General features: G+C 58.9%; 23 protein-coding genes, 1 tRNA gene and 1 pseudogene. 11 read left to right on the forward strand and 14 right to left on the reverse strand.

The genetic code is table 11. The features are described 5' to 3' along the window. Positions 1–17: 17 nt before the first annotated feature. Positions 18–440: a lipocalin-like domain-containing protein gene (locus ACK9YZ_RS06530; protein ID WP_216757764.1), complete on the reverse strand. Its 423-nt coding sequence runs from the start codon at positions 438–440 to the stop codon at positions 18–20. A gap of 267 nt (positions 441–707) precedes the next feature. On the opposite strand from ACK9YZ_RS06530, the gene ACK9YZ_RS06535 reads away from it, so the two are divergent. After that, positions 708–1,679, forward strand: coding sequence for an alpha/beta hydrolase (locus tag ACK9YZ_RS06535; protein ID WP_416066826.1), 972 nt, complete (start codon positions 708–710; stop codon positions 1,677–1,679). Between the two features lie 31 nt (positions 1,680–1,710). Here the strand turns inward: ACK9YZ_RS06535 and ACK9YZ_RS06540 are convergent, their stop codons facing one another. After that, positions 1,711–2,316 (reverse strand): carboxymuconolactone decarboxylase family protein, encoded by a 606-nt coding sequence (locus tag ACK9YZ_RS06540; RefSeq protein WP_216757766.1) that lies wholly within the window; start codon positions 2,314–2,316, stop codon positions 1,711–1,713. Between the two features lie 390 nt (positions 2,317–2,706). Between ACK9YZ_RS06540 and ACK9YZ_RS06545 the strand changes: the two genes are divergently transcribed. After that, positions 2,707–2,895, forward strand: a complete 189-nt coding sequence (locus ACK9YZ_RS06545; RefSeq protein WP_253958340.1) for a hypothetical protein — start codon at positions 2,707–2,709, stop codon at positions 2,893–2,895. A gap of 282 nt (positions 2,896–3,177) precedes the next feature. Continuing rightward, on the forward strand, positions 3,178–4,167 hold the full coding sequence (locus ACK9YZ_RS06550) for a potassium channel beta subunit family protein (RefSeq protein WP_216757767.1): 990 nt from the start codon (positions 3,178–3,180) through the stop codon (positions 4,165–4,167). Between the two features lie 140 nt (positions 4,168–4,307). On the opposite strand, the gene ACK9YZ_RS06555 is transcribed toward ACK9YZ_RS06550, so the two are convergent. The 7 genes from ACK9YZ_RS06555 to ACK9YZ_RS06585 form a co-directional block, all read right to left on the reverse strand. Continuing rightward, positions 4,308–5,642 carry a sensor histidine kinase gene (locus ACK9YZ_RS06555; RefSeq protein ID WP_416066024.1) on the reverse strand — a complete coding sequence of 445 codons (1,335 nt, stop codon included), beginning with the start codon at positions 5,640–5,642 and terminating at the stop codon, positions 4,308–4,310. Beyond that, positions 5,642–6,313, reverse strand: coding sequence for a response regulator transcription factor (locus tag ACK9YZ_RS06560; RefSeq protein ID WP_216757769.1), 672 nt, complete (start codon positions 6,311–6,313; stop codon positions 5,642–5,644). Before ACK9YZ_RS06560 ends, ACK9YZ_RS06555 begins: the two co-directional genes overlap by 1 nt. Positions 6,314–6,707: 394 nt before the next feature. Beyond that, entirely contained in the window at positions 6,708–10,523 is a 3,816-nt protein-coding gene (locus ACK9YZ_RS06565; RefSeq protein ID WP_416066025.1) for a vitamin B12-dependent ribonucleotide reductase, read from the reverse strand. A 584-nt stretch (positions 10,524–11,107) separates the two neighbouring features. Next, entirely contained in the window at positions 11,108–11,695 is a 588-nt protein-coding gene (locus ACK9YZ_RS06570; protein ID WP_416066026.1) for a hypothetical protein, read from the reverse strand. 250 nt (positions 11,696–11,945) lie between these two features. After that, positions 11,946–12,443 carry a xanthine phosphoribosyltransferase gene (gene gpt / locus ACK9YZ_RS06575; RefSeq protein WP_007812968.1) on the reverse strand — a complete coding sequence of 166 codons (498 nt, stop codon included), beginning with the start codon at positions 12,441–12,443 and terminating at the stop codon, positions 11,946–11,948. 169 nt (positions 12,444–12,612) lie between these two features. After that, positions 12,613–13,455: a universal stress protein gene (locus ACK9YZ_RS06580; protein ID WP_416066027.1), complete on the reverse strand. Its 843-nt coding sequence runs from the start codon at positions 13,453–13,455 to the stop codon at positions 12,613–12,615. A 98-nt stretch (positions 13,456–13,553) separates the two neighbouring features. Further along, positions 13,554–14,330, reverse strand: a complete 777-nt coding sequence (locus tag ACK9YZ_RS06585) for a competence/damage-inducible protein A (RefSeq protein WP_416066028.1) — start codon at positions 14,328–14,330, stop codon at positions 13,554–13,556. Between the two features lie 227 nt (positions 14,331–14,557). Between ACK9YZ_RS06585 and wrbA the strand changes: the two genes are divergently transcribed. Both wrbA and ACK9YZ_RS06595 read left to right on the forward strand, forming a co-directional pair. Continuing rightward, positions 14,558–15,154 (forward strand): NAD(P)H:quinone oxidoreductase type IV, encoded by a 597-nt coding sequence (wrbA, locus tag ACK9YZ_RS06590; protein WP_416066029.1) that lies wholly within the window; start codon positions 14,558–14,560, stop codon positions 15,152–15,154. 149 nt (positions 15,155–15,303) lie between these two features. Then, a tRNA-Leu gene (locus ACK9YZ_RS06595) sits at positions 15,304–15,389 on the forward strand. 280 nt (positions 15,390–15,669) lie between these two features. On the opposite strand, the gene ACK9YZ_RS06600 is transcribed toward ACK9YZ_RS06595, so the two are convergent. Further along, a complete protein-coding gene (locus ACK9YZ_RS06600) occupies positions 15,670–16,047 on the reverse strand; it encodes a VanZ family protein (RefSeq protein ID WP_216757775.1) in 378 nt (125 codons plus the stop codon). 196 nt (positions 16,048–16,243) lie between these two features. Between ACK9YZ_RS06600 and ilvA the strand changes: the two genes are divergently transcribed. The 3 genes from ilvA (at position 16,244) to ACK9YZ_RS06615 (ending at position 19,372) form a co-directional block, all read left to right on the forward strand. Beyond that, entirely contained in the window at positions 16,244–17,494 is a 1,251-nt protein-coding gene (gene ilvA, locus ACK9YZ_RS06605) for a threonine ammonia-lyase (RefSeq protein WP_416066030.1), read from the forward strand. Between the two features lie 36 nt (positions 17,495–17,530). After that, the gene (locus ACK9YZ_RS06610) at positions 17,531–17,860 is read left to right on the forward strand and encodes an HlyU family transcriptional regulator (RefSeq protein WP_416066031.1); all 330 of its coding nucleotides are present in this window, start codon (positions 17,531–17,533) and stop codon (positions 17,858–17,860) included. 240 nt (positions 17,861–18,100) lie between these two features. After that, complete coding sequence (locus ACK9YZ_RS06615; protein WP_416066032.1) at positions 18,101–19,372, forward strand: diguanylate cyclase; 1,272 nt, start codon at positions 18,101–18,103, stop codon at positions 19,370–19,372. Between the two features lie 11 nt (positions 19,373–19,383). Here ACK9YZ_RS06615 and ACK9YZ_RS06620 read toward each other — a convergent pair whose 3' ends face one another. Further along, positions 19,384–20,160: an SDR family oxidoreductase gene (locus tag ACK9YZ_RS06620; protein ID WP_216757779.1), complete on the reverse strand. Its 777-nt coding sequence runs from the start codon at positions 20,158–20,160 to the stop codon at positions 19,384–19,386. Positions 20,161–20,266: 106 nt separating this feature from the next. Between ACK9YZ_RS06620 and ACK9YZ_RS06625 the strand changes: the two genes are divergently transcribed. Next, on the forward strand, positions 20,267–20,845 hold the full coding sequence (locus ACK9YZ_RS06625; RefSeq protein WP_416066033.1) for a TetR/AcrR family transcriptional regulator: 579 nt from the start codon (positions 20,267–20,269) through the stop codon (positions 20,843–20,845). Positions 20,846–20,896: 51 nt separating this feature from the next. Here the strand turns inward: ACK9YZ_RS06625 and ACK9YZ_RS06630 are convergent, their stop codons facing one another. Next, positions 20,897–21,511, reverse strand: a complete 615-nt coding sequence (locus tag ACK9YZ_RS06630) for an FMN-dependent NADH-azoreductase (protein WP_216757781.1) — start codon at positions 21,509–21,511, stop codon at positions 20,897–20,899. A gap of 141 nt (positions 21,512–21,652) precedes the next feature. Here ACK9YZ_RS06630 and ACK9YZ_RS06635 point away from each other — a divergent pair, with 141 nt between their 5' ends. Both ACK9YZ_RS06635 and ACK9YZ_RS06640 read left to right on the forward strand, forming a co-directional pair. Then, positions 21,653–22,621 carry a LysR family transcriptional regulator gene (locus ACK9YZ_RS06635; RefSeq protein WP_216757782.1) on the forward strand — a complete coding sequence of 323 codons (969 nt, stop codon included), beginning with the start codon at positions 21,653–21,655 and terminating at the stop codon, positions 22,619–22,621. 188 nt (positions 22,622–22,809) lie between these two features. After that, positions 22,810–23,367 (forward strand): DUF2087 domain-containing protein, encoded by a 558-nt coding sequence (locus ACK9YZ_RS06640; protein WP_216757783.1) that lies wholly within the window; start codon positions 22,810–22,812, stop codon positions 23,365–23,367. 40 nt (positions 23,368–23,407) lie between these two features. Here ACK9YZ_RS06640 and ACK9YZ_RS06645 read toward each other — a convergent pair whose 3' ends face one another. Together ACK9YZ_RS06645 and ACK9YZ_RS06650 are read right to left on the reverse strand one after the other, a co-directional pair. Continuing rightward, a complete protein-coding gene (locus ACK9YZ_RS06645; protein WP_416066034.1) occupies positions 23,408–25,396 on the reverse strand; it encodes a bifunctional 2',3'-cyclic-nucleotide 2'-phosphodiesterase/3'-nucleotidase in 1,989 nt (662 codons plus the stop codon). Between the two features lie 141 nt (positions 25,397–25,537). Further along, positions 25,538–25,852, reverse strand: a pseudogene (locus tag ACK9YZ_RS06650) (PilZ domain-containing protein); the annotation flags it as partial. Positions 25,853–25,866: the final 14 nt, after the last annotated feature.

Here is a 25,866-nt window from a genome sequence, read left to right on the forward strand (position 1 = left end):
GCCTGATGCTGTAGTCGTCAGAGTTTTTGGAACTCCAGCCGGTAGACGACATCCTCTCCCGTTATCGGGTCGGTGGCGGGTGCATCGCTGATGACGAGTATGTCGCCCTCCATATGCACCGGGCGGATAAGGGGCCGCTCCCATGTCGGATTCCAGGCGGCCTCGACGTGATGGATCACCTTGTCGCCCTCCAGAGTATATTCGGCCGTATAGGCCAGCATCGTATCGAAGAGTGCGGCCTTTTCACTGTCGTTGGGCGCTTTGCTGTTGGGTTTCGGTCTGCGCCGGTTGGCAACGAAGGCCATCATCCGGCCATCGGCGTGATAGGCGATATATCCGATGGGATCGGCACCCATGGCGTCGCTGACTTTCCCCGTCGCAACGACGGTTCGTGTCCACGAGATCATGCGCCACGTTCCGATAAGGGCGGCTCTGTCCATGATTGCCCCTCCTTAAGGTAGTCTAGCACAACTAGAAATGCAGGCTATGAATCCGGAGCCTTTCCTGGTCACAATGTTCCAATCAGAGCAGGAGAAGCTTCCGGCGATCAGTCAAAACTCCCTTTTGACTCTCGGTGGCGAAGTGGTGAAGATGCGCCGCACGAAGGAAGGGCAGCGCCGGAGGGGCGAATGAGAAAACCGTTTTTTTCTGCTGGCAGTCGGTGGAAAATCGAATATCGCAAAGGGCTGCTGTCAGTGCTTGCAGCTATGATGTTGTCTGCCCTTCCGCTGGAAATATCGGCGCAGGAAATGCCGGCACTAACACTGGCTTCCAAGGAGCAGGTCGAAAAGCTGCTTTCCCGCTGGAAAGAACATTTCAAGGGTGCGGAGACCCTGCGGGATCGGCGCAGCGCTTTCCGCCGTTTCATGGAATCGCTGCCGGAGCCGACACGCGTCCAGATCCGGCATGTCGATGCCGATGGCGTCGATGCCGAACTTGTCTGGCCTGCACGCCTTCATCATCCGATCGGCCGGCGCGTGATCCTCTTCATCCATGGCGGCGGCTTCTACAGCGGTTCCATCCGCACACACCACCTGATCGCCGGTTCGCTCGCCAAGGCAGCGTCCAGCGATGTGTTGCTGATGGATTACAGACTGACGCCTGAATATAGCTATCCGGCACAGGTCAATGATGCGCTCACCGCCTACCGCTGGCTGCTCGACAGCGGCTACAGCAACGGAAATATCGTGGTGATCGGCGATGGTGCTGGTGGCAATCTGGCGCTCGAAGCCGTGTTGCGACAGATGCGTTCCCGTCAGCCGCTGCCGGCAGCCGTCGTGGCGCTGAGCCCGATCACCGATTTATCCGCCTCAGGTGCCTCGGTCACAGCGAATGCCGCCAATGATCCGGTGCTGGACAAGGATGCGCTGGACGTGTTGCGCAAGGCCTATCTCGGCAATAATTCCGCGACGGATCCCAATATTTCTCCGCTATATGCCGATCTCTCGGGTTTTCCGCCCTTGCTGCTGCAGGTCGGTTCCGGCGAGCTGCTGCTCGACGATACGCTGCGGCTTGCCGACAAGGCGCATAAGGCGGGCGTCGACGTGACGACGCAGGTCTGGCCGGGAATGCCGCATCAATGGCAGCTTTTCCCCTCGGTGCTGGATGATGCTGACAAGGCGGGCCAGAAGATCGCCGAATTCGCGATCGCGCATTTTGCAGATCCACCAGCGCAGTAAGGACCAATCCGGAACTGCACGATCGCAATTCTTACGAGTGGCCCGAATTCAGCCCCTCGATCGGCCGGCCGATGGCGAGATTCTGACGCAGCTTGGGATCTAGCCGCTCGGCATAGGCATGATCGGGCGCGGCACCCAGCGCATCCAGCATCTTGGAGAAGAAGCAGCGCGCGGCGGCTGCCGCTGTGACATCGAAGATCTCTGCGTCATCAAGTCCATGCCGCTTCAAGCCATCGATGTCCTGCTGCGTCACTGAGGTCGCATCGCGTGCCACCTTGGCAGCAAAATCCATGATCGCCCGCTCGACGGCATCAATGGGCGCTTTCTCGCTGCCACCGGCCACTGCCGAAAGGCTTTCATTGGTAAACCCGTCGCGCAGCAGTGCGGAACCATGGGCCAGCATGCAATAGGATGACTTGAGCTCCCTGGCTGCCGCCAGCGTGACCAGTTCATAACGCCGCTGGCTCATATGGCCGCGAATGCTGGCAAGCAGCGTCCCCCAGTTTTCCATCACTTCAGGCCGATGGCCGAAGGCTCGGTACATGTTCGGCAGATAGCCGTAGCTCGCTTCGGCCGAGGCGTACATCGAAGCCGTCTTCTTGCTGGCGGATGCATCGGGGGTATGAATGAAGGCCATGGCGTGATCCTCCCTTGATCCAGTGGGAGAATAGAGCGGCGCCTGATGACATCAATCTGCCTGCCGATTGCTTTCCGCAAAATGGATGCCGGATACCTTGGCCGGTCGCCCGGTTTCCCGTTAGCGGTGTAATGGCAGGATCTGATGTTCCGTCAGGGTGTGGCAGTGACCGTGTGGCTCAAGGAAAAAGGGGCGAATGAGGCTTAGTCTCGGCTCTGGCAGCCGGTGGGACCTAAGACGCGGCTACAAATTTCTGCAGGCTGCGTGAATGACGAAATCTTGATTGCTCACGCGGTTCCCGGAGCTTCGGACCAGCCTATCTGCTTGGCTATGGCACGAGCCTGTGATGGGGTTCTGATGTCGTCGTTTATCGGTATGGGGGTAGATAAAATGTCCCAATTTCGAAAACTGTTGGCAGCCGGGGCAACTGTCGTCGTCATAGCCATGGCATCGTCCTGCACGACGAGCCCGGATAGTTCGATCCAGACCGGCTCGGTCGGCTATGGGCAAAGCGCCGACTTTGGGCTCCGACCGGCGTGCCTGGGTGGATTTGGCAACGATAGACCTTGCAGTTATTGACAAATTGCCGAGCCACCAGACGAAGCTCCGAAGTTGACTGAACGCTGGATCGCTAGAGAAGCGGGCCAGGGAAAGACGAATTTCGCCATTGAAGCCATTGAAAACGATCCAATATTGTCAGATAAGCTGAGGTGATGCAAAAGGACGCAGTTTTCTGTGATGGCGGAGCTTCGCATATCGCTGCCGGTGACATAGAGTGCAAGTAATCGATAATCGCTTGATTACACCACGCCGACCTCGCTTAGCAGGCGGTACATTTTCATAACCTATGGGAGCTGCATGATGGAATATCGTCGTTTAGGAAAGTCGGGTCTGAAAGTGAGCGAGTTCTCCTTCGGATCGTGGGTCACGTTCGGCAAGCAGGTCAATGGCGGCGACGCCGTCGACCTCATGAAGCTCGCCTACGACAATGGGATCAACTTCTTCGACAATGCGGAAGGGTACGAAAGCGGCAAGTCCGAAATCGTCATGGGCGAGGCGCTGAAGTCGCTTGCCTGGAGCCGCGACAGCTACGTCGTTTCGAGCAAAGTCTTCTGGGGCGGCCAAAAGCCGACGCAACGCGGCCTGTCGCGCAAGCATGTGACGGACGCCTGCCACGCAGCGCTGAAAAGGCTGCAGGTGGACTATCTCGACCTCTACTTCTGCCACCGCCCGGATATCGACACGCCGATCGAGGAAACGGTCCGGGCTATGCACGATCTCGTCGCCCAGGGCAAGGTTCTCTACTGGGGAACGTCGGAATGGTCCGCGCAGCAATTGACGGAAGCCTATGCCGTTGCCCGCGACCTGCGCATCACGCCGCCAACCATGGAACAGCCGCAATACAATATCTTCGAACGCCAGAAGGTCGAGGCCGACTACCTGCCGCTCTACGACCTGATCGGCCTCGGCACCACCATCTGGTCGCCGCTCGCCTCGGGCGTGCTCACCGGCAAATACAATGACGGCGTACCGGCCGACAGCCGTATGAACCTGCCCGGCTACGAATGGCTGAAGGAAAAATGGTCCACCGATGCCGGCCGCGCCCAGCTCGAACAGGTTCGCCAGCTTGCAAAGCTCTCAGACGAGATCGGCCTGTCGATCACCCATCTCGCCCTTCTCTGGTGCCTCGCCAACAAGAACGTCTCTACTGTCATCCTTGGAGCATCGCGCGCAAGCCAGTTGCAGGATAATCTCGCGGCCCTCTCGCACAAGGACAAGGTGACGGCTGACGTAATGGAGCGGATCGACAGCATCGTCGGCAACAAGCCGGAAGCACCGCGTCGCTTCTAGACAGGGCCAAAGCCGGATCGGGTATCTTTGCCCTTGTCTTTATTCCAATACGAAATGGCCGGACCTTTTGGTTCGGCCGTTTCATTTTTACCGCGCTTCATTGACCGCTCGTCAGAGCGGGCAGCTGATCGCTGTATCTGTCACAGGCTGATGGTCACTGTCGTTCCTGTCGGATTACCTTCGAGGGCCACGCTCCCGCGGTGACGGGTCACGATCTGCTTCACGATGCTCAATCCGAGGCCGGCACCCGTGCTCCGCGGCGTGACTCTGTAAAATGGTTCGAACACGAGATCTCGATGCGCTGCTGGAATGCCGGGGCCTTCGTCCGAAACCGAGATGCCTCCACGTTCGGACACGCGAACGGATATCGTGCCGGAATTTCCTCCATGGTCGATCGCATTGCGTACAAGGTTGCCTATGGCGCGTGACATCGCCGACCGACTTGCCAATCGATACAGCTCGCCCACTTCACTATCGAACGAGATTTCATATCCATTTCTGATGGCAAGTGGAGCTTGGTCGGCGACGACGTTCCTGGCGACCTCCACCAAGTCGGCTTGTTCAAACGGCTCCGGCGACTGCTCGCTCCGTTCGAAGTCGAGCAATTGCTCCGCCGTCTCCCGCAGACGCCCGATGTCATCCATCATGGTCTCGCGCGTACTTCCTTCCAGGGTCGTATCGATACGCGTCTGCATAACGGCGATCGGTGTGCGGAGCTCGTGTGCGGCGTCGATCAGGAAACGTTCTCTGGCTGCGAACTGCTGCTCGAGGCGCTCCAGGACGGAATTGAATGCGTGGATGAGCGGAACGACCTCGCTCGGAACCCGATCTACCGGCAGACGGGATCCGGGCTGGCGCGGGTCGATCTTCGGCGCTTTCCGAACGACGTCGCTCAGTCCTGAGAGCGAACGCCTGACCAGTCGCGGCACGACGAAGAAGAGCGCGGGTAAGGTAACTGCAAGCAGGGGCACGTAGATCTTGTACGCCTTGCCGAGAATCGCAAGGAATATCGACTCGTCTCCGTTGCGACCGCCATAGAGCACCCGAATCTCGGTCGTATTGATCTCGATGTCGTCGACTGAAGCCGGTACAGGGACGTTTGCCCCTGTGCCACGAATGTCGGCGTCTTTGATAAGCGGCACGAACTCGGCAAGTCGCGTATACGCAGGTGGAATGTTTCCATATGCCACAGCCGTTCCGTCCGGGGCGGCGGCGTAAAAAAAGAGATTGGGGTTGTCGTTCTTGAATGCTGTGAGCTGTTCGCTGTCCTTGATGCGAAGTCCTCGCCCAGGTTCGTAGTTCAAGGACCCTTCCAGAGCATTCAGAAGCCGGTACTGCATACTGACGTTCGGAGAATGGATCATCGCTCCATAGATGCATAGCCCGACGATTACCAATGCCGTGATAACGACGAACAGCAGGCTGAGCTGCCAACTCAGTCTCCACCACAGCGACGACGTATTCGGAAATCGCATCAACGCTCCTTAAGCAGGTATCCGACCCCGCGGATGTTGTGGATGGACACGCCGGCATCTGTGTCGGCCAGGCGTTTTCTCAGTCGCGAGACATGAGCATCCAGCGCGTTGGATTGGATAGTTTCCTCGTAATTGTAGATTTCGGTTTCCAGCACCGATCTGAGGACGGTCTTACCTTTTCGCTTCGCAAGGGTAACGAGCACCATCAGCTCTCGACGAGGCAGGTCGAGCTGCAGCTCGCCGACCATGACGTCCATCCGGATCGGATCCACGGTGATCCGTCCGACCGCGATGGACGGCTCCGCCAGGCCCGACGGGCGTCGCAATAGCGCGCGCAACCGAGCGAAAAGCTCCTCCATCAGAAACGGCTTGCCCAGATAGTCGTCGGCGCCAAGGTCAAGGCCCGCGACCCTTTCCTTCGGTTCGTTTCTGGCAGTCAGCACGATGACCGGCGTGACGACGCCGGAGCTTCGTAACCAAGGGATGAATGTGATGCCGTCACCGTCCGGCAGGCGTCTGTCGAGAACGATCGCATCGTAGGTCTGTTGTCGAGCCAGTTCGATTGCATCCCCAAGAAGAGCGGTGTGGTCCACCGCGATGCCCTTCTTGCCGAGTGAGGCCGCAACCGCCTCCGCCAGCCTTGTCTCGTCTTCGACCAACAGGATCTTCATGCATCACCCACCTTTCCGATCCTATGTTCACGACGACTATTGCGACAGGATTACGGCGTGAGCGTTTCGAATGGGGGAGGACGTGGGGCGTTGCGAGTCGGATAAATGAGATCGCATGATCGTACGTCTTTCGCCGCAAGAGCAATAGTGAGGTGATCTGAGCCCGGTAAATCCCATGAGATTGCCAATCGCCTCTGAACAGAAAACTCCAGGCGCTTGCACGCCTGGAGTTATTTTCCGATCTGTCTGTTCTGAAGAAAATCGGACCTCTGTCCGAGCGGATCAGTTTTCGATTGGTTGCAATGAGTGCTCAATCGAAAGATGTAAAGCCGCCCCTTTTCCTCAAATGCTGACCGGGTTTAGCTGCGCGTAACAACTAAATTTCCCGAAGAAATCAGCTGCACCCACTCGTTGCACCGCAAGTGTCGCACTTCTCACAAGTCCCATTGCGCACCATCGTGAAGTTCTGGCACTCGCTGCACATGTTACCCGTATAGCCCTGCATGATCGAGCGGGCGCGGCGTTCAGCCTCTACCTTCTTGGCTTCCGTCTTGGCGGTTGCAGCGTCGGCTGCGGCCTTGTCGGAGAAAAGGGCGGTTGCGTCTGCGCCGGCTTCTTCGAGCACTTCCTCGGCGATCTCTTCAGCCAGTTCCTTGGCGCGCTCTTCGTAATCGCGCTTGAAGGCGACGATTTCGGAGGTGGAGATGGCGACTGTCGGCTCCAGCTTACGGGCTGCTGCACCTGCAAAGGAGGTTACCGAGCCGCCGGTCGAGGAGGCGCGGGCCGGGGCGGCGGTCGCGGCACCCTTCGGTTCGCCGAGCTGGCGGTCGCTGCCGGTGTTCGAGACCAGCGTCGGCTTGTAGCCGCGGGTCCAGCCGGTCGAGACGAGGTTCGTCTTGCCTTCCTGGATGCCCTTGCCGAGTGCCGTGTTGGAGAAGTCGGACGTATCGACATGGGCCAGATCGTGGCGGCCGAGATAGGAGACGGCGAGTTCGCGGAACACGTAGTCGAGGATCGATGTTGCGTTCTTGATCGCGTCATTGCCGATGACGATGCCGGCCGGCTCGAACTTGGTGAAGGTGAAGGCCTCCACATATTCTTCCAGCGGCACGCCATATTGCAGGCCGAGCGAGATGGCGATGGCGAAGTTGTTCATCATCGCACGGAAGGCAGCACCTTCCTTGTGCATATCGATGAAGATCTCGCCGAGGCGGCCGTCGCCGAATTCGCCGGTACGGAGATAAACCTTGTGACCGCCGACGGCAGCCTTTTGGGTGTAGCCCTGGCGACGGTTCGGCAGCTTCTCGCGTTCGCGGGAAACACGCTCGATCACCTTTTCGATGATCTTTTCGGTGACCGTCACGGCCTGGGCTGCGAGCGGCTGCTGGATCAGATCTTCCAGTGCATCCTCGTCGCTCTCGTCCTCGATCAGCGAAGCGTTGAGCGGCTGCGACAGCTTGGAGCCATCACGGTAGAGGGCGTTTGCCTTCAGGCCGAGCTTCCAGGACATCATATAGGCATTCTTGCAATCCTCGACGGTCGCCTCGTTCGGCATGTTGATCGTCTTGGAGATCGCACCCGAGATGAAGGGCTGGGCAGCCGCCATCATGCGAATATGGCTTTCGACCGAGAGGTAACGTTTGCCGATCTTGCCGCACGGATTGGCGCAATCGAAGACCGGCAGGTGTTCCTTCTTCAAGAAAGGCGCACCTTCCAGCGTCATCGCACCGCAGACGTGGATGTTGGCGGCCTCGATGTCCTTCTTGGAGAAGCCGATATGGTCGAGCAGGCTGAAGCTCATGTCGGTGAGCTGTTCGTCGGAGACCTTCAGGGTGGTCTTCAGGAAGTCGGCGCCGAGCGTCCACTGGTTGAAGACGAACTTGATGTCGAAGGCGCTCTTCAGAGCCGCATTGACGGCTTCCACCTTCTCGTCGGTGAAGCCCTTGGCCTTCAGCGTCGAGGGGTTGATGGCCGGTGCCTGGTTGAGGTTGCCGTGGCCGACAGCATAGGCTTCGATCTCGGCGATCTGGCTTTCCGAATAGCCGAGCGTGCGCAGCGCATCCGGAACGGCGCGGTTGATGATCTTGAAATAGCCGCCGCCGGCGAGCTTCTTGAACTTTACGAGCGCGAAGTCAGGTTCGATGCCGGTCGTGTCGCAATCCATGACGAGGCCGATCGTGCCGGTCGGGGCGATGACTGAGACCTGCGCATTGCGGTAGCCATGCTTTTCGCCGAGTTCGAGCGCCTTGTCCCAGGCAGCCATTGCATGGGCTGCCAGATCCTGGTCGGGATTTTCTTGATGGATCAGCGCAACCGGGTTGACCGAGAGAGCCTCGTAGCCAGCATTCTCGCCATGGGCGGCGCGGCGATGGTTGCGGATGACGCGCAGCATGTGCTCGCGGTTCGGCTCGTAGTTCGGGAACGGGCCGAGTTCGGCAGCCATTTCGGCCGAGGTTGCGTAGCAGATGCCTGTCATGATCGCCGTCAGCGAGCCGGCAATGGCGCGGCCTTCCGCGCTGTCATAAGGGATGCCAGTCGACATCAGCAGGCCGCCGATATTGGCGTAGCCGAGGCCGAGCGTGCGGTATTCGTAGGAAAGTTCGGCGATGCGCTTGGACGGGAACTGCGCCATCATGACCGAGACTTCGAGCACGACGGTCCACAGGCGAACGGCATGTTCGTAGTCGCCGATATTGATGCGCTTGGTGGCCTTGTCCTTGAACTGCAGGAGGTTCAGCGAAGCGAGGTTGCAGGCCGTGTCGTCGAGGAACATATATTCCGAGCACGGGTTAGAGCCGCGGATCGGGCCGCCGGCCGGCGAGGTGTGCCAGTCGTTCATCGTGGTGTTGAAATGGATGCCCGGATCGGCCGATGCCCAGGCGGCATAGGAAATCGTTTCCCAGAGATCGCGGGCCTTCAGCGTCTTCATCACCCGGCCGTCCTTGCGGGCGGTCAGGTTCCAGTCGCCATCTTCTTCGACAGCGCGCAGGAAGTTGTCCTTGATCGAGACGGAGTTGTTGGAATTCTGGCCGGAGACGGTGAGATAGGCTTCCGAATCCCAGTCCGTGTCGTAGGTCTTGAACTCCATTTCCTTGTAGCCCTGGCGGGCGAACTGGATGACGCGCTGGACATAGTTTTCCGGAACCTGATCTTTCTTGGCAGCGCGGATTTCGCGCTTCAGGGCCGGGTTCTTGGCCGGGTCGAAGCAATCACCATTGTCGCCTTCGCAATTGACGCAGGCCTTCATGATCGCCTTCAGATGCTGGGCGACGACCTTGGAGCCGGTCACGAGAGCGGCAACCTTCTGCTCTTCCTTGACCTTCCAGTTGATATATTCCTCGATATCAGGATGGTCGATATCGACGACGACCATCTTGGCCGCGCGCCGGGTCGTACCACCAGACTTGATGGCGCCGGCAGCGCGGTCGCCGATCTTCAGGAAGCTCATCAGGCCGGAGGAGCGGCCGCCGCCGGAAAGCTTTTCGCCTTCGCCGCGCAGCATGGAGAAGTTGGAACCCGTGCCGGAACCGTACTTGAAGAGACGGGCTTCACGCACCCAGAGGTCCATGATGCCGCCTTCGTTGACGAGGTCGTCTTCGACGGACTGGATGAAGCAGGCATGCGGCTGCGGATGTTCGTAGGCCGATTTGGATTTGGTGATCTTGCCGGTGAAGGGATCGACATAGAAGTGGCCCTGGCCGGGGCCGTCGATTCCATAGGCCCAGTGCAGGCCGGTATTGAACCACTGCGGGGAGTTCGGGGCGACGCGTTGCGTGGCGAGCATATAGGCAAGCTCGTCCTTGAAGGCGGCTGCATCTTCCTCCGAAGAGAAGTAGCCCCCCTTCCAGCCCCAATAGGTCCAGGTGCCGGCGAGACGATCGAAGACCTGGCGCGCGTCGGTTTCCGAGCCGGTCTGTTCGTCCTTCGGCAGGCCCTTCAGCGCCGCGTCGTCGGCTACAGAGCGCCACAGGAAAGAGGGGACATCGTTCTCTTCGACCTTCTTCAGGCGGGCCGGGACGCCGGCCTTGCGGAAATATTTCTGCGCCAGAACGTCTGTCGCGACCTGGGAGAACTGCGCGGGAACGTCGATGTTTTCGAGGCGGAAGACGATAGAGCCGTCAGGGTTCTTGATCTCGCTCGTCGCCTTGCGGAATTCGATATCCGCATAGGCGCCTTGACCAGCCTTCGTAAACCGACGTTCGATGCGCATGTCCTTAACCTCTTGTTGGCGCCCGAAAGGGCACAAAATTTCCGTCCGGCTACACGTTGTCCCTTCGCGCAGCCGATGCTCGTTCCGTCTCGTGACAGGATTGTCATCCGAAGATGACTTTCCTGTATCTTGTGGTGAGGCTGGCTGCAAACGCTAAATATAGTGTTAACAGCTAAATTTTACCAGTCCCCGATATCGCTTTTTGAGGCTGGAAAAAGGCGCAAAAAACCCTTCGGGCGTCACCGTTTCCGATGGTTCAACACCCTGATTCCGCGTTCGATTTTCCTTGGGAGAACCGGGCTCGTTACCTCCGGTTCAGTCGCCGCCGCAACATCTGAAACATTAAGTTTGAAACGGCTGATTCCGTCAAGGGGTGGAACGTAACCGTTTGCTAACCACAACATCTTGTGGATGTCCTTGTGGAGACTGGGGAAAATCCGGGTAAGCCTGAAAATACAAGGGGTTGCGGCGGTGGTTTAACGAGGGAAGGAGCGGAATGTCAGAAAAATCGAGTGCGGCAAAAGTTAGGATGGCTTTTACGACGTAAATGCGCTTATCGATTCGTTCAGGGAAATCAGCAGTTTCTAGAGGGCGTCGATGGCGATCGTGACGGTGGCGGTGCCAATCGGCTTGCCCTTTTCGTCGGTGACGACGAAGCTCGCCTGAGTCTCCAGATGCTGCGTCGACTCGTCGCGTTCCGCCCGGCCGACATAGATATCCGGCGAACCGAGGGCAAAGGTTTTCAGAAATTTGTCCTCGTCACCTTGCCAGTAGTCCGTCGTGATGGTGCTCTGGCCGACATTCAGCCCGTGACGGTCCGTGACGAAGAACTCGATGATCGCTCCCTGCGAATCGTCCTGCTTCGATTTGAGATAATGCGAGATGGATTTAGCCATCAGCACCCTGACCGTCTGGGAATCGCCCTGCGCGACCTCGGCCCGGTACGTTTCGTCGAGCACCCGCATGTCCATCTCGCTGACATCGCCGAATTTGGCGTTCTGCTCCTCGATCGCCTTCATGACGACAGGAGCCTCGACCATCGGTCGGACCAGCTTTTCGACATAGTCACGCACGATGCCGATATAGACCGGCTCAGCCCCGGCAGGCGAATAAGGAAACAGGCAGCAGATCAGCCCGAAGGCTGCCGTTCGAATCTTGCCCCAGCATGCCATTGCGCTTCCCCAACCGCATTCAGCCGCACCTTGCATCCGGCCTCTACGACCGGTAGTTGCCTGACGCTATGCTAATAAAATAAAACGGACGTTACCGAACCGGGGCTGGAATCCGCTATCGGGGAGACAAAAATTGGGACAATTTCCGGTCGTAAAACCGGAGGTTGCTCGCGTTGGCGGCTATTAGAGCAATTCCAGCAAAAGTGCGAAACGGTTTTGCGTCCGGAATTGCGTGGAAACAAAGGATACTCTAGCCGCGCGCGCCCTTGGCGATCGGCTCCTGGTAGGTGAAGCCCATATCCCAGGGGAAGTAGATCCAGGTGTCCTGGCTGACTTCGGTGATGAAGGTATCGACCGTCGGCACGCCCTTGGGCTTGGCGTAGACGCAGGCGAAATGCGCCTTGGGCAGCATGCCGCGCACTTGAGCGGCGGTCTTGCCGGTATCCGTGAGATCGTCGACGACAAGAACGCCTTCGCCGCCGTTTTCCATGAGCTCGGGCGCAATGCCCTTGAGCAGCACCATGTCGCCCTGATTGACGTAGTCGTGATAGGAGGCGACGCAAACTGTTTCGATGAGACGGATGTTCAGTTCGCGCGAAATGATCGCCGCCGGAACAAGGCCGCCGCGCGTGATGCAGACGATCGCTTTGAATTCCTGGCCGAGGCCTGCAAGCCGCCAGGCAAGCGCGCGCGCATCGCGGTGGAACTGATCCCAGGAAACGGGAAAGGCTTTATCGGGAAGGGACATCGGGCTGCTCCGCGGCATGGAAAAAACGACACGCCGTTTGCCGGCGACCGAATGAACATCGGCTGGCAAAATGCAAATCGCGCAGCCGGAACTGCGCGATGGATGCCGAAGCCTGATATCATCGGTCGCCGCAATTAGCGGGATTTGGAGGCAAAAGGCAAGAGCGGGCTTAACGCGAGAGCAATGTCAGCGCCGTCATGGACTGCAAAAGTGTCTTCGTCGTCCCGCCGAAGATCGCCTGCCACAGCCAGGAATGCGTGTAGGCGCCCATGACCAGAAGGTCGATGCTGTCGTCCGAAAGCCGGTTCTCGATGATGTGCGAGGCGTTCTTGTCGCCGCTTGCGGTCGTGGCGAGCGTTACGTTCACCCCGTGACGGGCAAGCGTTGCGGCGATGTCCGCGCCGGCTGTGGTTGGCGACTGCGTGGCCGTTTCGGCCGGATCGACCGAGAAGATCTCCACCGCTTCGGCAGCCTTCAGGATCGGCAGGGCGTCGAAAGTGGCGCGTGTGGCTTCCTTGGAGCCGTTCCAGGCAATCAGTACGCGCTTGATCGGCTTCGGCTGGCGAATGATGTAGGGGATCATCAGCACCGGGCGGCCGCTTTCGAACAGGAAGTCATCGACATCAACATGACTGTCGGAGGGCCTTGCCGGATCGGCCTGCGAGGCGATCAGCAGGTCGGCGCTGCGCGCGCTTTCGATCAGCGGCGCCGAGCCGTATCCCGTCGAAGTGGCAAAGGCGCGCCATTCGAAGGAAGCACCGGAAGCCTCCCCACGGGCGCGGAAAATCCGCTCGACCTCGACAGTTTCGGAATGGGCCATATCCTGAAGCGCCTGCACGGCGACCGGATCGGGAATTTCCATCGGCGCGAGCAGCGGCACGGCGGCGATCGTTTCGGCATGCAGGCCGATCACGTGGGCGCTGCTTTCAGCGGCAATGGCAAAGGCGAAATCGGCAACGGCGGCGCTATTGTCTGCTGTATCCAGAATGGCAAGAATGGTTTTATAAGACATATCAATTCTCCTTTGCGGCTGAAATGATGGTCCGCGAGGAAAGAAATGTACCGGGACACGCTGCGGTTCCTTGACCGGGATCAAGACCGCAGAACCTCTCACGCTTCCGCCTGATAGTTCTCGGCAATGTCCTTCCTGCGTCTGATATCCTCGATCATGGCCCGCACGTCCGCACCCGCAGCCTCGATCACATCCTGCGAGCGACCGCGCACGACGATTTCGGTCGAGAATTTCTGCCCGACATACCGGGGATAGGAGCCGATGCTGGTTTCCGGATGCGCCTTCTGGATCGCCGTGAGCGGCGTTCCGATCTCGCCTTCGCCATAGGGGCAGGCGATAGCGAGCGAGAGGACGGGCGTGCCTGTCCTCAGCGTCGGCAGCACATTGTCGACCATGGCCTGGAAGACCTGCGGAACGCCGGCCATCACATAGACATTACCGATGACAAAGCCGGGCGCTGTCGAAACCGGGTTGGCGATATGTGCGGCGCCGCGCGGCATGCGGGCCATGCGCTGGCGGGCCTCGGTGAATTCCATTTCGCGGCGCCTGTACATTTCCGCAAGCAGCGCCATCGCCGCCGTATCATGCTCGCAGGGTACGCCGAAAGCCTTCGAGACGGCATCCGCAGTGATATCGTCATGCGTCGGCCCGATACCGCCCGAGGTGAAGACATAATCGTATTTGCCGCGAAGCGCATTCAGTGCCTCGACGATAGCATCCTCCTCGTCGGCAACGATGCGCACCTCTTTCAGGTCTATGCCTGAAATGGTCAGCATGTCGGCGAGGTGGCCGATATTCTTGTCCTTGGTGCGGCCGGAAAGAAGCTCGTCGCCGATGGCTAGCATGGCGGCGGTAACGACGGTCTCATTGCTCATGGGGATATTTCCGTGGTGTGAAGCTTGGAAATAGGTAGCGCCGTTTGGCCGTTTTGCAAACGCCAAAGCGGCCAAACGGCAAGCCCCCTCAACCGGAGACGAAACGGCAAGTGAATTTTCGTCTACAGGCGGTGAACAGTGAGTTCTTGCGCGCGGGGCTATGTTGAACCAGATGCGCTGGTAGAACGTTCGTGGTCAGGAAATTCAATCAATCCTTGGAGATAACAATGGCGAAGATTCTCGTCCTCTACTACTCGGCTTACGGCCACATCGAAACCATGGCTTATGCCGTAGCCGAAGGCGCGAAGTCCGCCGGCGCTGATGTCGTCGTCAAGCGCGTTCCGGAATTGGTTTCGGAAGAAGTCGCCAAGGCTTCCTATTACAAGCTCGATCAGGCAGCCCCGATCGCCACCGTCGACGAACTGGCTGATTACGATGCGATCATCGTCGGTGCCGGCACGCGTTTTGGCACGGTCGCCTCGCAGATGCGCAATTTCTGGGATCAGACCGGTGGCCTGTGGTTCACCGGCAAGCTCGTCGGCAAGGTCGGCTCGATGTTCACTTCGTCCGCAACACAGCACGGCGGTCAGGAATCGACGATCCTCGGCTTCGTTCCGACGTTCCTGCATCACGGCATGGCCTATGTCGGCCTTCCCTATGCTTTCCAAGGTCAGATGGGTACGGAAGAAGTCAAGGGCGGCTCGCCTTATGGCGCCTCCACCATCACCAACGGTGACGGCTCCCGCCAGCCTTCGGCAATCGAGCTCGAAGCTGCCAAGTATCAGGGCGCACACGTCGCCAAGATGACTGCAAAACTGGCTTGAGCTTCGCGACAATCGAGTTCTGAGACGGCGGTCCCTTGGGCCGCCGTTTTATTTTGGGATAAAGTTATCGGCAGGTTTCGCAAAACGCAGAGGTTGTCCTGCAAACAAAAACTTGACGAATCCGCCTAAGTCGTTGATCTGGACGGCGCGCGAGCGTGGCGAAACTGGTAGACGCAAGGGACTTAAAATCCCTCGGCCTTAGGCTATACGGGTTCGATCCCCGTCGCTCGCACCATCTTCATAAACGTGTTCGAATGTGCTTGTATAGTGTGGATAAACCATAGGCAGTGCTTGTCTGTGGTTTCAACGGTGCAAAAAATGTAGGCAGTGTGCGGTTGAGTAAGTGTTGTCTTAGTGGGAGTAAGGCGATGGTTTACGACTGGAATGGTACAAGGACGCGTCGCATCAAGCTTTTTAAGATGAGCGCCCTTCTACTATTAGGAACCGCGGTCGCCGCGGTGCCGCTTTTCTTCTGGGCTTTGCAGACACGCGGTCTTTAGCTTTCCGATCCACCGTCAGCGGCGGACAAATTCGGTGGCGGTATTCGCTTCCGTTTTCGCTTCACGCCATTTGTTGAAGGCCCAGCCGGCGGCTAAGCCGAGTGCTGCGCCTGCTGCCTTGACGCCTGCATCGTGAAGGCGCGCATGCCGCGTCGGCGACAGGTACTGCAGATATTCGATCGCGATGGCACCGAAGATCAGCAGCGCGGCTACTGTTTTCCATTGTCTCGGATAGGCAAGAGCGAAAGCCAGCCCTGCCGCGAGGTAAGCCGCAGCGCGGTCGATGTCAGGTGTCTCGATCGTGTGGGGTCGCAATTCGATCGGTGAAACCGTGACGAACAGGATGAAGGCGAGAAGAAGCCACGCCAGCGGCTTTGTGATCTTTGATGTCATCTTGCTGTCATATTAGCAATTTCTATGCGACATCAAGTTAAAAGCCGTCCACGTGATCTGGATCTTCGGTGCAATCAGACGACGCCGTTAAGGAAGCCTTTCATCGGGTGAACCGCAAATGGCGCAAACGGGCTTCTTTCCACAAGCGGCCTGTGTCATAGCGACGTCTGGATTTTTGAAAAATGGACGAACGCCCGTGACAAGACATGATGTCGAAGGCGCCGAAGAGGCAATGCGCAGCCTTTTCCCCGCCACGCCGCTGCAGCTCAATGATCACCTTTCCGCCCGCTATGGCGCCGATATCTGGCTGAAGCGCGAGGATCTTTCGCCGGTGCGATCCTACAAGATCCGCGGCGCGTTCAATTTCTTCCGCAAGGCGATTGCCAAGGGCGCGGGCGGCAAGACCTTCGTCTGCGCCTCCGCCGGCAATCATGCGCAGGGCTTTGCCTTCGTCTGCCGCCATTTCGGCGTGCCGGGCGTCGTCTTCATGCCGGTCACCACGCCGCAGCAGAAGATCGACAAGACCCGCATGTTCGGCGCCGGCTTCATCACCATCGAACTCATCGGTGATTTCTTCGACCAATGCTATCAGGCGGCGCGCGATCACGTGGAGGCGATCGGCGGCGTCATGGTGCCGCCCTTCGATCATGCTGATATCATCGAGGGGCAGGCGACGGTCGCCGCAGAAATCATGCAGCAGCTTCCCGAGGGAACGATACCGGACATGGTCGTCCTGCCGGTCGGCGGCGGCGGCCTTGCCGCCGGTATCACCGGTTTTCTCGACGGCATCATGCCGCAATCCGACTTCGTCTTTGCCGAGCCTGCCGGCGCGCCGAGCCTGCGCCGCAGCCTCGAGGCGGGGCAGATCGTGACGCTGTCGAAGGTCGACAATTTCGTCGATGGCGCAGCGGTCGCCCGCATCGGCGACCTGAATTTCGCAGCGCTGAAGAGTTTTTCGGCCGAACAGGTCAGGCTGATGCCGGAAAACGCCATCTGCGTCACCATCCAGGAGATGCTGAACGTCGAAGGCGTGGTGCTGGAACCGGCCGGAGCCCTGGCGCTGACGGCGATCGCCGCCATGGATCGCGAGGCCATCAAAGGCAAGACGATCGTTGCCGTCGTCTCGGGCGGCAATTTCGATTTCGAGCGGCTGCCCGATGTCAAGGAACGGGCCATGCGCTACGCCGGTCTGAAGAAATACTTCATCCTGCGCCTTGCCCAGCGCCCTGGCGCGCTACGCGATTTTCTCAATCTTCTCGGACCGTATGACGATATCGCCCGCTTCGAATATCTCAAGAAATCGGCGCGCAATTTCGGTTCGATCCTGATCGGCATCGAGACGACGGCGCCGGAGAACTTCGCGACGCTGGTCGCCAATTTCGAAAGGTCAGGCATGGGCTTCGAGGACATCACCGAAAACGAGATCGTCGCAAACCTGATCATTTGACTTTGCGTGAACAGCACTGCGTGCTAAAGGCGGATTATGGCTTCGTTCCTTTCAAACATTCTTTCGGTCTTTTCCGGCGGTAGCAAATCCTCGGATGAGGCAACTGCGGGTCCTTCCGGCGAGCCGCAGCTCTATGGCGATTGCACCATCTATGCGGTGCCGCAGAAGGAAGGCGGCCAGTATCGTCTGGCCGGCCGGATCGAGAAGAAAGTCGGTGAGGACGTTCTCGTGCGCAAGTTCATCCGTGCAGATCTCTTCTCCTCGTCCGATGATGCGATCGAATGCACGGTGCGGAAGGCGCAGCAGATTATCGACCAGCACGGCCCCTCTCTTTTCAGTGATGGCGAGAAGCTTCGGCAGGTCTGAGGGCGCGAGCCGGGAAAGCCTTGTCCGAGCTGACATTTACCGTTGTTTTTCAAAACTATGACAGCATTTCCGTGGCGGAAGCTGCTGGTTTGCTCACCTAATCTTAAAGGATTATGGCGAAGGTGGCGCCTGCAAGTTTTGCAGGGCGCCGTTTGTGTTTGAGCTTTCCGGACGATTGACCAGAAGATCCGCCGCGGTGGCTGTGGCTCGCTCGTGCGCTCCTGTCGTCGGCGGAGGGCAGTGATGGAGCTCCTAAACACTGCGCTCTTCATCGTCGAAGCCGTCGGCTATTTCGTGCTGATGGTCAGTCTCCTGCATTTTCGCCAGCGCCTCGGATTGGGCGTCTTCCTGACTGCACTCGGCGTCATGCATTTCATGGAGACCTACCTTGCTGCGGTCTTCTATGTTTCCCTGCCGTTCGGGAACGTATCGCCGGGGTCTTCGATCTTCTTTTCCGGCAAGCTGATGATGATTCTCATGCTCTACCTGCAGGAGGATGCGGCGACCGTCCGCCAGCCGATCTATGGTCTGTTTCTCGGCAATCTCCTGACCGTCGCCATTGCCTGGGTGATGCAGCTTCATCAGCCGCTGGATCTGTCGCCCGGCCATCCGGCAGACGTTAATTTCTTGAAGGAAATGGGATGGCTGATGGTGTGGGGCACGGCAATCCTCTACCTCGACTCGCTCGGTATCATCCTGCTCTACGAGAAGCTTGGCGATTTCATGCGCCGCCGCGTCGTGCTGCGCTTCATGATCGCGGGCCTTGTGCTTCTGACATTTGACCAGATCCTCTTCTTCAGCGGCCTGCATTATTTCATGGGCGTGCCGATGACGGCCTTCTGGGCTGGATGGAAAGCCAAGATGCTGGCCGTCTGCCTCTATTCACTGATGTTCGCCGTCTATGAATTCCGTATCCGCAGAGCCGGTATTGCCGCCTCGGCCCGCTCGATCAGCGACCTCTTCGGGGATCTGACATTCCGCGAGCGCTATAACGATCTACTGGAGCGCACCGGCCGCGACATGCTGACCGGCGTCTATGACCGCAGCCGCATGGAACTGGAGGCGCCCCTGATGGTGCGCGAAGCGCTGCGGCAGGGCCAGCACGCGACCGTTCTCATCATCGATGCCGACCATTTCAAGGACGTCAATGACGGCTTCGGCCATCTGCAGGGCGACGAGGTTCTGAAGGCCATTGCCTCGAGGCTCGGAACGACGCTGCGCTCCAGCGACCGTATCTTCCGCTTCGGCGGCGAAGAGTTTGTCGCCGTTTGTCCAGGCACAAGCCATGAGGAAGGCTTGCTGCTCGCCGAGCGCCTGCGCTGGACGATCGTGACCAGTGTGAAGACGCCCGATGATGCGTCGGTATCGGTGAGCATAGGGGCTGCAACCGCCGACGAAGATGGTACCAGTTTCACGACCGTGCTTTCGGCGGCAGACAGCCGCCTCTACGAGGCAAAGAAAAGCGGCCGCAACTGTGTCGTCGGCCGCTCCGGTGTCGTGAAAGTCAGCTAGCTTCCGCCCGTTCAGGCGGCGCGGAAAATCTTGGCGCCGGAGGGGGCGCTCGTCATCCCGCCGTCGACGGTGATCTCGATCCCGGTGACATTGCTGGAATCGCTGGAGGCGAGATAGAGCGCGGCCTTTGCAATCTCATCTGCTTCGCTCATGCGGCCAAGCGCGCTCATGTTCCCGAGCTTTTCTTCGAGTGCCGACATTGCATCTTCGGTCTGCGCATAGGGCGACCAGATCGGTGTGCGCGTGCCGCCCGGCGTCACCTGATTGACGCGGATACCGCGGGGCGCAAGCTCAGAGGCAAGGTTGCGCGTCATGGAGCGCACTGCACCCTTGGTGGCGGCATAGGCCGACCAGCCTGGTGCGCCGAGAACGGCATGGACCGAGCCGTTGAGGATGACAGAAGCGCCATCATTCAGATGCGGAAGCGCCGACTGGACCGTGAAGAAAACTGAGGTGAGGTTGGTGCTGATGATCTTTTCGAACTGTTCCAGCGAGGTCTGGCCGAGCGGCGTTGCGCCGCCGATGCCGGCGTTGGCAAAGACGATATCGAACTTGCCGACGGCAGAAGCTGCCTCGGCGAAGACCTTCTCCGCCGCCGCAACGTCTGTGAGATCGATCTTCAGCGTCAGCACGTCGCCGCCAAGTGCTTTCTTGGCCGCTGCGAGTGTTTCCGGGTTGCGGCCGGTGATGATGACCCTCGCGCCTTCGGCAACGAAAACCTTGGCAGTGGCAAGCCCGATACCGCTATTGCCGCCGGTAATGAGCGCGATCTTGTTCTTGAGACGCATGGAGTGGCTCCTATTGGAAAATGACTCGATCTGGATTATGATCGGTATCCACAAGGATTATGGCTGTAATCCACATGAGTCAAGTCCGCATATCGGGAGATTTTCGATGGGTCATTCGCAATTGGAAAAGCAGAAGACGCACGACAGGATCGTCGAGATCGCTTCCAAGCGTCTGCGAGAGAAAGGACTGGAAGGGCTCGGCGTGGCCGATCTGATGAAGGAGGCGGGGCTGACTGTTGGCGGCTTCTACAAGCATTTTGCCTCGCGCGACGAGATGGTGGCCGAAGCCATGAAACTGGCTTTCGGCTCCTGGGAAGCGAAGGTGCGTTCGGAGGGCAGGGTACCGGCAGATATTACGATGGCGGAATATTCCGCTAGTTATCTGAGCCCGCATCATCGCGAGGACGTGAGCGGCGGTTGCCCCTTTGCGGCTCTGACGGCCGACCTTGCCCGTAGCGGCGAGAAATGCCGTTCGCTTGCGACCGATCAGTTGAAGGCGAATCTGGGAAATATGGCCGGACGCGTGGCAGCGGCCGATCAGGCACAGGCACGTCGCAAGGCGATTATTCTCTCCAGCCTGATGACGGGTGCCGTCGGCCTCGCACGCATTGTCGATGACGAAGAGCTCTCCAACGAAATCCTGGAGACGGTCCGCTCCTTCGCCGATGACTTCGCCGGAAAATGAAAGGGCCGGCATCGCGCCGGCCCTATCGAGTGTAACTTCTTAATTCACGGATTAGGCAGCAAGCGCGAGCTCTTCGACGCGCGACTTGGCAGCGCCGATGGCCTTCTCCGCTGCTTCCGGGCCGAAGGCGAGACCTTCGACATAGATGGTTTCGATATCGGTGATGCCGAGGAAGCCGAGAACCGACTTCAGGTACGGAACGGCGTGGTTCATGCCCGCAGCCGGACCCTGAGAGTAGACGCCGCCGGAGGCGAGAACGACATAGACCTTCTTGCCGGTGGCGAGGCCGACCGGGCCGCTTTCGGTGTACTTGAACGTAAGGCCTGCGCGGGCGACGTTATCGATCCAGGTTTTCAGCGACGAATAGATGTTGAAATTGATGAGGCCGGTGCCGATGACGATGCTGTCGGCGGCAAGAAGCTCGTTGACCAACTCGTCAGAAGTCTTCACGGCGGCAGATTCCTCAGCTGTGCGGGTTTCCGGCGGCTTGCGGATGGCGGCGGTGAACAGATCATCGATATGCGGCAGCGGATTTGCGGCGAGATCGCGACGAACGACGACGCTGCCCGGGTTCTGGCTCTTGAGCTTATCAGCCAGCTCGACCGCGATCGAGGTGGATAGAGATTCCGAACGCGGGCTGGACGTCAGAAGAAGAATGGAAGACATGGTTGAATTTCCTCTCGAATTGGGTTTCAGCGGCCGGTTGGGAGCGGCAAACCGCTGTGTTCGAGAAAAGAAATAAGGCTGGCCCGCTATCGAAAAAACTGGGATAATGTCGATCAAAATTATCGATGGATTGGATGGAAGATGCTTCCGAACCCGACACTGGATCAATTACAGGTTTTCCTGACGGTCGCCGAAACCGGCAGCTTCTCGGCAGCCTCGCGCGTGCTGAACCGCGCGCAGTCGGTGATCAGCTATACGATCGCCAATCTGGAAGCCCAGCTCGAAGTGCCGCTCTTCGAGCGTTCCGGCGCCCGCCAACCGAAACTGACGGATGCCGGCAAGGCGATGCTGGAGGACGCCCGCCGGCTGATGGCCGACCTCGAAGTCATGCGCGCTCGCGTGAAAAGCATCAAGCAGGGGCTGGAGGCGGAGCTTTCTCTGGCAATCAGTGTCATGGTGCCTGCCGATGCCGTCATGATGGTGCTGCGCGAGTTCCGCGAAAAATTCCCGGGTGTAGCCCTCAATCTCAATGTCGGCGAGCTCGGCATGGTCATGGACATGGTGATGAGCGACAAGGCCGGTATTGGGATTGGCGGCGCGCTTGTGAGGCAGGACGATTCGCTTGTAGCCGAAAAGATCGGCTACTCGTTCATGGTTCCCGTGGTCGCACCCGATCATCCGCTGGCGAGCATTGGTCGTCCGCTGACACTGGTTGATGTGCGCGAAGAGATCCAGCTTGTGGTTTCCGATGCCTCCGGCTTGACCAAGGGGCGGGACTTCAACGTCCTGTCTTACAGGACATGGCGTGTCAGCGACATTGCGACCAAGCACCAGCTCATCAAGGGTGGTCTCGGCTGGGGTGGCCTGCCGGTATCGGTCGTCGGAGAGGACATCATGAAGGGCAATTTGGTCGCCATCAAGCTGGAGGCTTACGAGCAGGGCGAATACCCGATCTACGCCATGCGCAGGGCCGCCAATCCGCCAGGCCCCGCCGGGCAATGGCTGATCGAGGCCTTTCGCGGGCGGCTCTCCATGTGTCCGAGCCATGGCGAAATGATCAACATACTGGGCATTGACGGGCTGCATGCCATTCCCGAAGCTGCCGAATAGCCGCACGGTTGACGGGTTTCCGGCCTTTGCTATAACGGCGTCACGGTCTGCAGTTCACCGAGGCGTCGCCGTCCCGCAAGGGAAGCTAAACCTGCTCCAGAGAGATTATCAGCACTTGTCCTGTGCCGAAGTCGAAAGCCGGCGACCACCGACACCTTTTCGAGGGAACGGCGCGTTGAGGATAAGACGTGACCAAATCTATCTTTCCAATGGAAATCGCTGATCTTTCGGCTTTCGCCAAATCTCTCCGCACGCAGATCGAAGCGCTCGCTGACAAGCCGAGCCATGTCGAGATGCTCAATCTACTGACCCGCGCGGCGGGTTATCGTAACTACCAGCATTTCCGCAGCGTGGCGCAGTCTGCGGCGGTCCTGAAGGACTGGAGCCTGAAGCTGGATCCCGAGCCTTTGCCGAATGAAGACCGCGTGCTGAAGGCGTCGCGCCATTTCGATGGCAATGGCCGACTGATCCGCTGGCCGGGCAGGAGAGGGCTCCAGGAACTTTGCTTGTGGTTCCTGTGGTCGAAAATACCGGCGGATACGGAACTGACGGAGCGTGAAATCAGCGATTTGCTGAGCCGCTTGCATCTCTTCGGCGATGCGGCACTGCTGCGCCGCGAGCTTTTCGATTTCGGGCTTGTCCACCGCACCCGGGATGGCAGGCAATATCGCAGGATCGAAAGGAAGCCGCCGGTTGAACTCGGCATGCTTCGTCGTTGCATCGAAGCTGAGGCAGAAATTGCTTGAACGAAAAGGGCGCGGTTGAAGAAACCGCGCCCTTGCGGCTTTAGAGGACCAGCCTGAACTTCGCGAATCCTTCGGCGCCTTCGCCGGCATCCTCGATCTTCACGCTCTTGACGTCGGCAAGGTATTGCTTGGCCTTCGGTCCGCTTTCGAACACGACGGTCGTGCCGGGCAGGGGCTTGAAGGTCCAGTTGCCGTCGGCGGAGGGGTTGATCGTGCCCTGATCATGGACATAGCGGACGATGACGTCGCGGTTGGTATCCGGCGCCTGGAAAATCACCTTGTCGGAGGCGATGTCCGGGAAACTGCCGCCGCCGCCGGCACGGTAGTTGTTGGAGACGACCACGAATTTCTGGGCTGGATCGATCGGTTTGCCGTCGAAGGCAAGGTTCTGGATGCGGTTCGCGTCCGGATTGACCGGCTTGCCCGACGAATCATATTTGGGCGGCTGCGACAGGTCGATCTGATAGGTCACGCCATCGATGACGTCGAAATTGTAGGACGGGAAGTCACTGTTGAGGAGGACCGCGTCCTTCGCGCCGGGTTCGATATGATTGAACATGCCCGCAGACATTTCCAGCCACTCTTTCACCTGCGCGCCGGTAATCGCGACGGCCTGAACCGTATTCGGGTAGAGATAGAGGTCGGCAACGTTCTTGATGGCGATATCGCCGGCCGGAACATCCGTATAGTAGTCCGCACCGCCACGGCCGCCGGCCTTGAAGGGGGCTGCAGCGGAGAGAACCGGCAGATCCTTGAACTGCGTATCCGCCAGCATCTGTTTGATATACCAGGTCTGAGCCTGTGAAACGATCTGTACCGACGGATCGTCGGCGACGAGCGCAAAGTAGGAATAAAGCGGTGCGGAGGTCTTGCCGACAGGCGTGCGGACATAGGCAAGTGTTGCCTCATGCTCTGCCTTGGTAGCCTCGACGACTTCCTTCTTGTCTGTGACATCGGCAACGACCTTCTTCTTGTCGTCGCGATGGTAGATCGGCCGCGCTTCTGACGTGAAGTCGACGATCTTCCAGCTGTTGCCGTCTTTCTCCAGCAGAAGGTCGATGAGGCCGAGATGCGAGCCCCAGAAGCCTGCCATGACGGCGGGCTTGCCATGCAATGTGCCCTTGATCGGATCGGCATTGCTTATGCCATCCCAGCTCTTCGGGCCGGGGAAAACGAGATGCTGGTGACCGGTGAAGATCGCATCGATCCCCTCGACGGCTGCAAGATGCAACGAGGCATTTTCCATCTTTTCGGACGGGGCGGAACCGTCGATGCCGGAATGGGAAAGGGCGATGATGATATCGGCGCCGGCCTCCTTCATGGCCGGCACCCAGGCCTTGGCCGCCTGGACGATATCGCGGGTCTGCGCCTTGCCTTCGAGGTTCTTGATGTCCCACAGCATGATCTGTGGCGGTACGAAGCCGATAAAGCCGATCTTGACCGGGCTTTCATTGCCGGAGCCATCCTTGATCTGCTTTTCTACGATGACGTAGGGCTTGAAGAACAGGTCGTCCTGCTTCGGATCGGAAGCGAGCTGGCCCTTGGTCAGGTTGGCGCAGACGAAGGGGAAGTTCGCGCCGTTCAGCACCTTGAACATGAAGTCCAGGCCATAATTGAACTCGTGGTTTCCGAGCGTGCCGACGGTGTAGCCGAGCGTGTTCATCCCCTTGATGACCGGATGGATATCGCCGTCCTTCATGCCGTGTTGATAGGCCATATAGTCGCCCATTGGATTGCCCTGCAGCACATCGCCATTGTCGATCAGCAGCGAGTTGACGGCTTCTGCCCGGATTGTGTCGATGATGGTTGCCGTACGCGACAGGCCCATCGTGTCGTTCGGCTTGTCGGCATAATAGTCATAGGGGAGGACGTTGACATGGATGTCGGTCGTTTCCATCAGCCGCAGATGCGCCTGGTTTGCGGCAGCGCGGGCGCTGAATGGGTGCAGCAGCACGAGAGCGGAAGTGGCGGCGAGACCGCCGAGCAGGGAACGGCGGCTCATCGTAGGCACATCGAAAATGGAAGACATGGCAACTCCTTTTGACATCATACATCACCCGGTTCGCTGAACTTAGGATGATTGGCGAAGGAGTACATCGCGAAAATGACAGAAGGGCAACAACGATGCCGCAAAGGCGGCATCGTTTTGAAAAGCTTAGCGAACGCGCGGCACGTCGCGATGGAAGAAGCGGAAATAGGAGGCAATGAGCGCACGCGCATTGGAATTCACGTCGAACTGGATGCCGACGCGGCCGTTGTGTTTCCAGCGGATGACGCCGTCGAGCAGGCCGAGATCCTCTGCTTCGATGCGTACCTTGCTGCCGGAGGCTGCATGGAGCGGCGCCTTGACCTCGAGCGCTGCACCCGTGGCGGAAAGATCGAGGATGCGGGCATCCACCTGGCTGTTCATATAGCGGATCTTGCCGAAGACGCGGCAGTTCTTCCGGTCAGCCTTCCGCGCAGTTATCTTGAGATTACGTGTCATGCTTGTCCCCATGA

This window comes from Rhizobium sp. ZK1, assembly GCF_047782645.1.
In the GTDB taxonomy this organism is placed as follows: Bacteria; Pseudomonadota; Alphaproteobacteria; order Rhizobiales; family Rhizobiaceae; genus Rhizobium.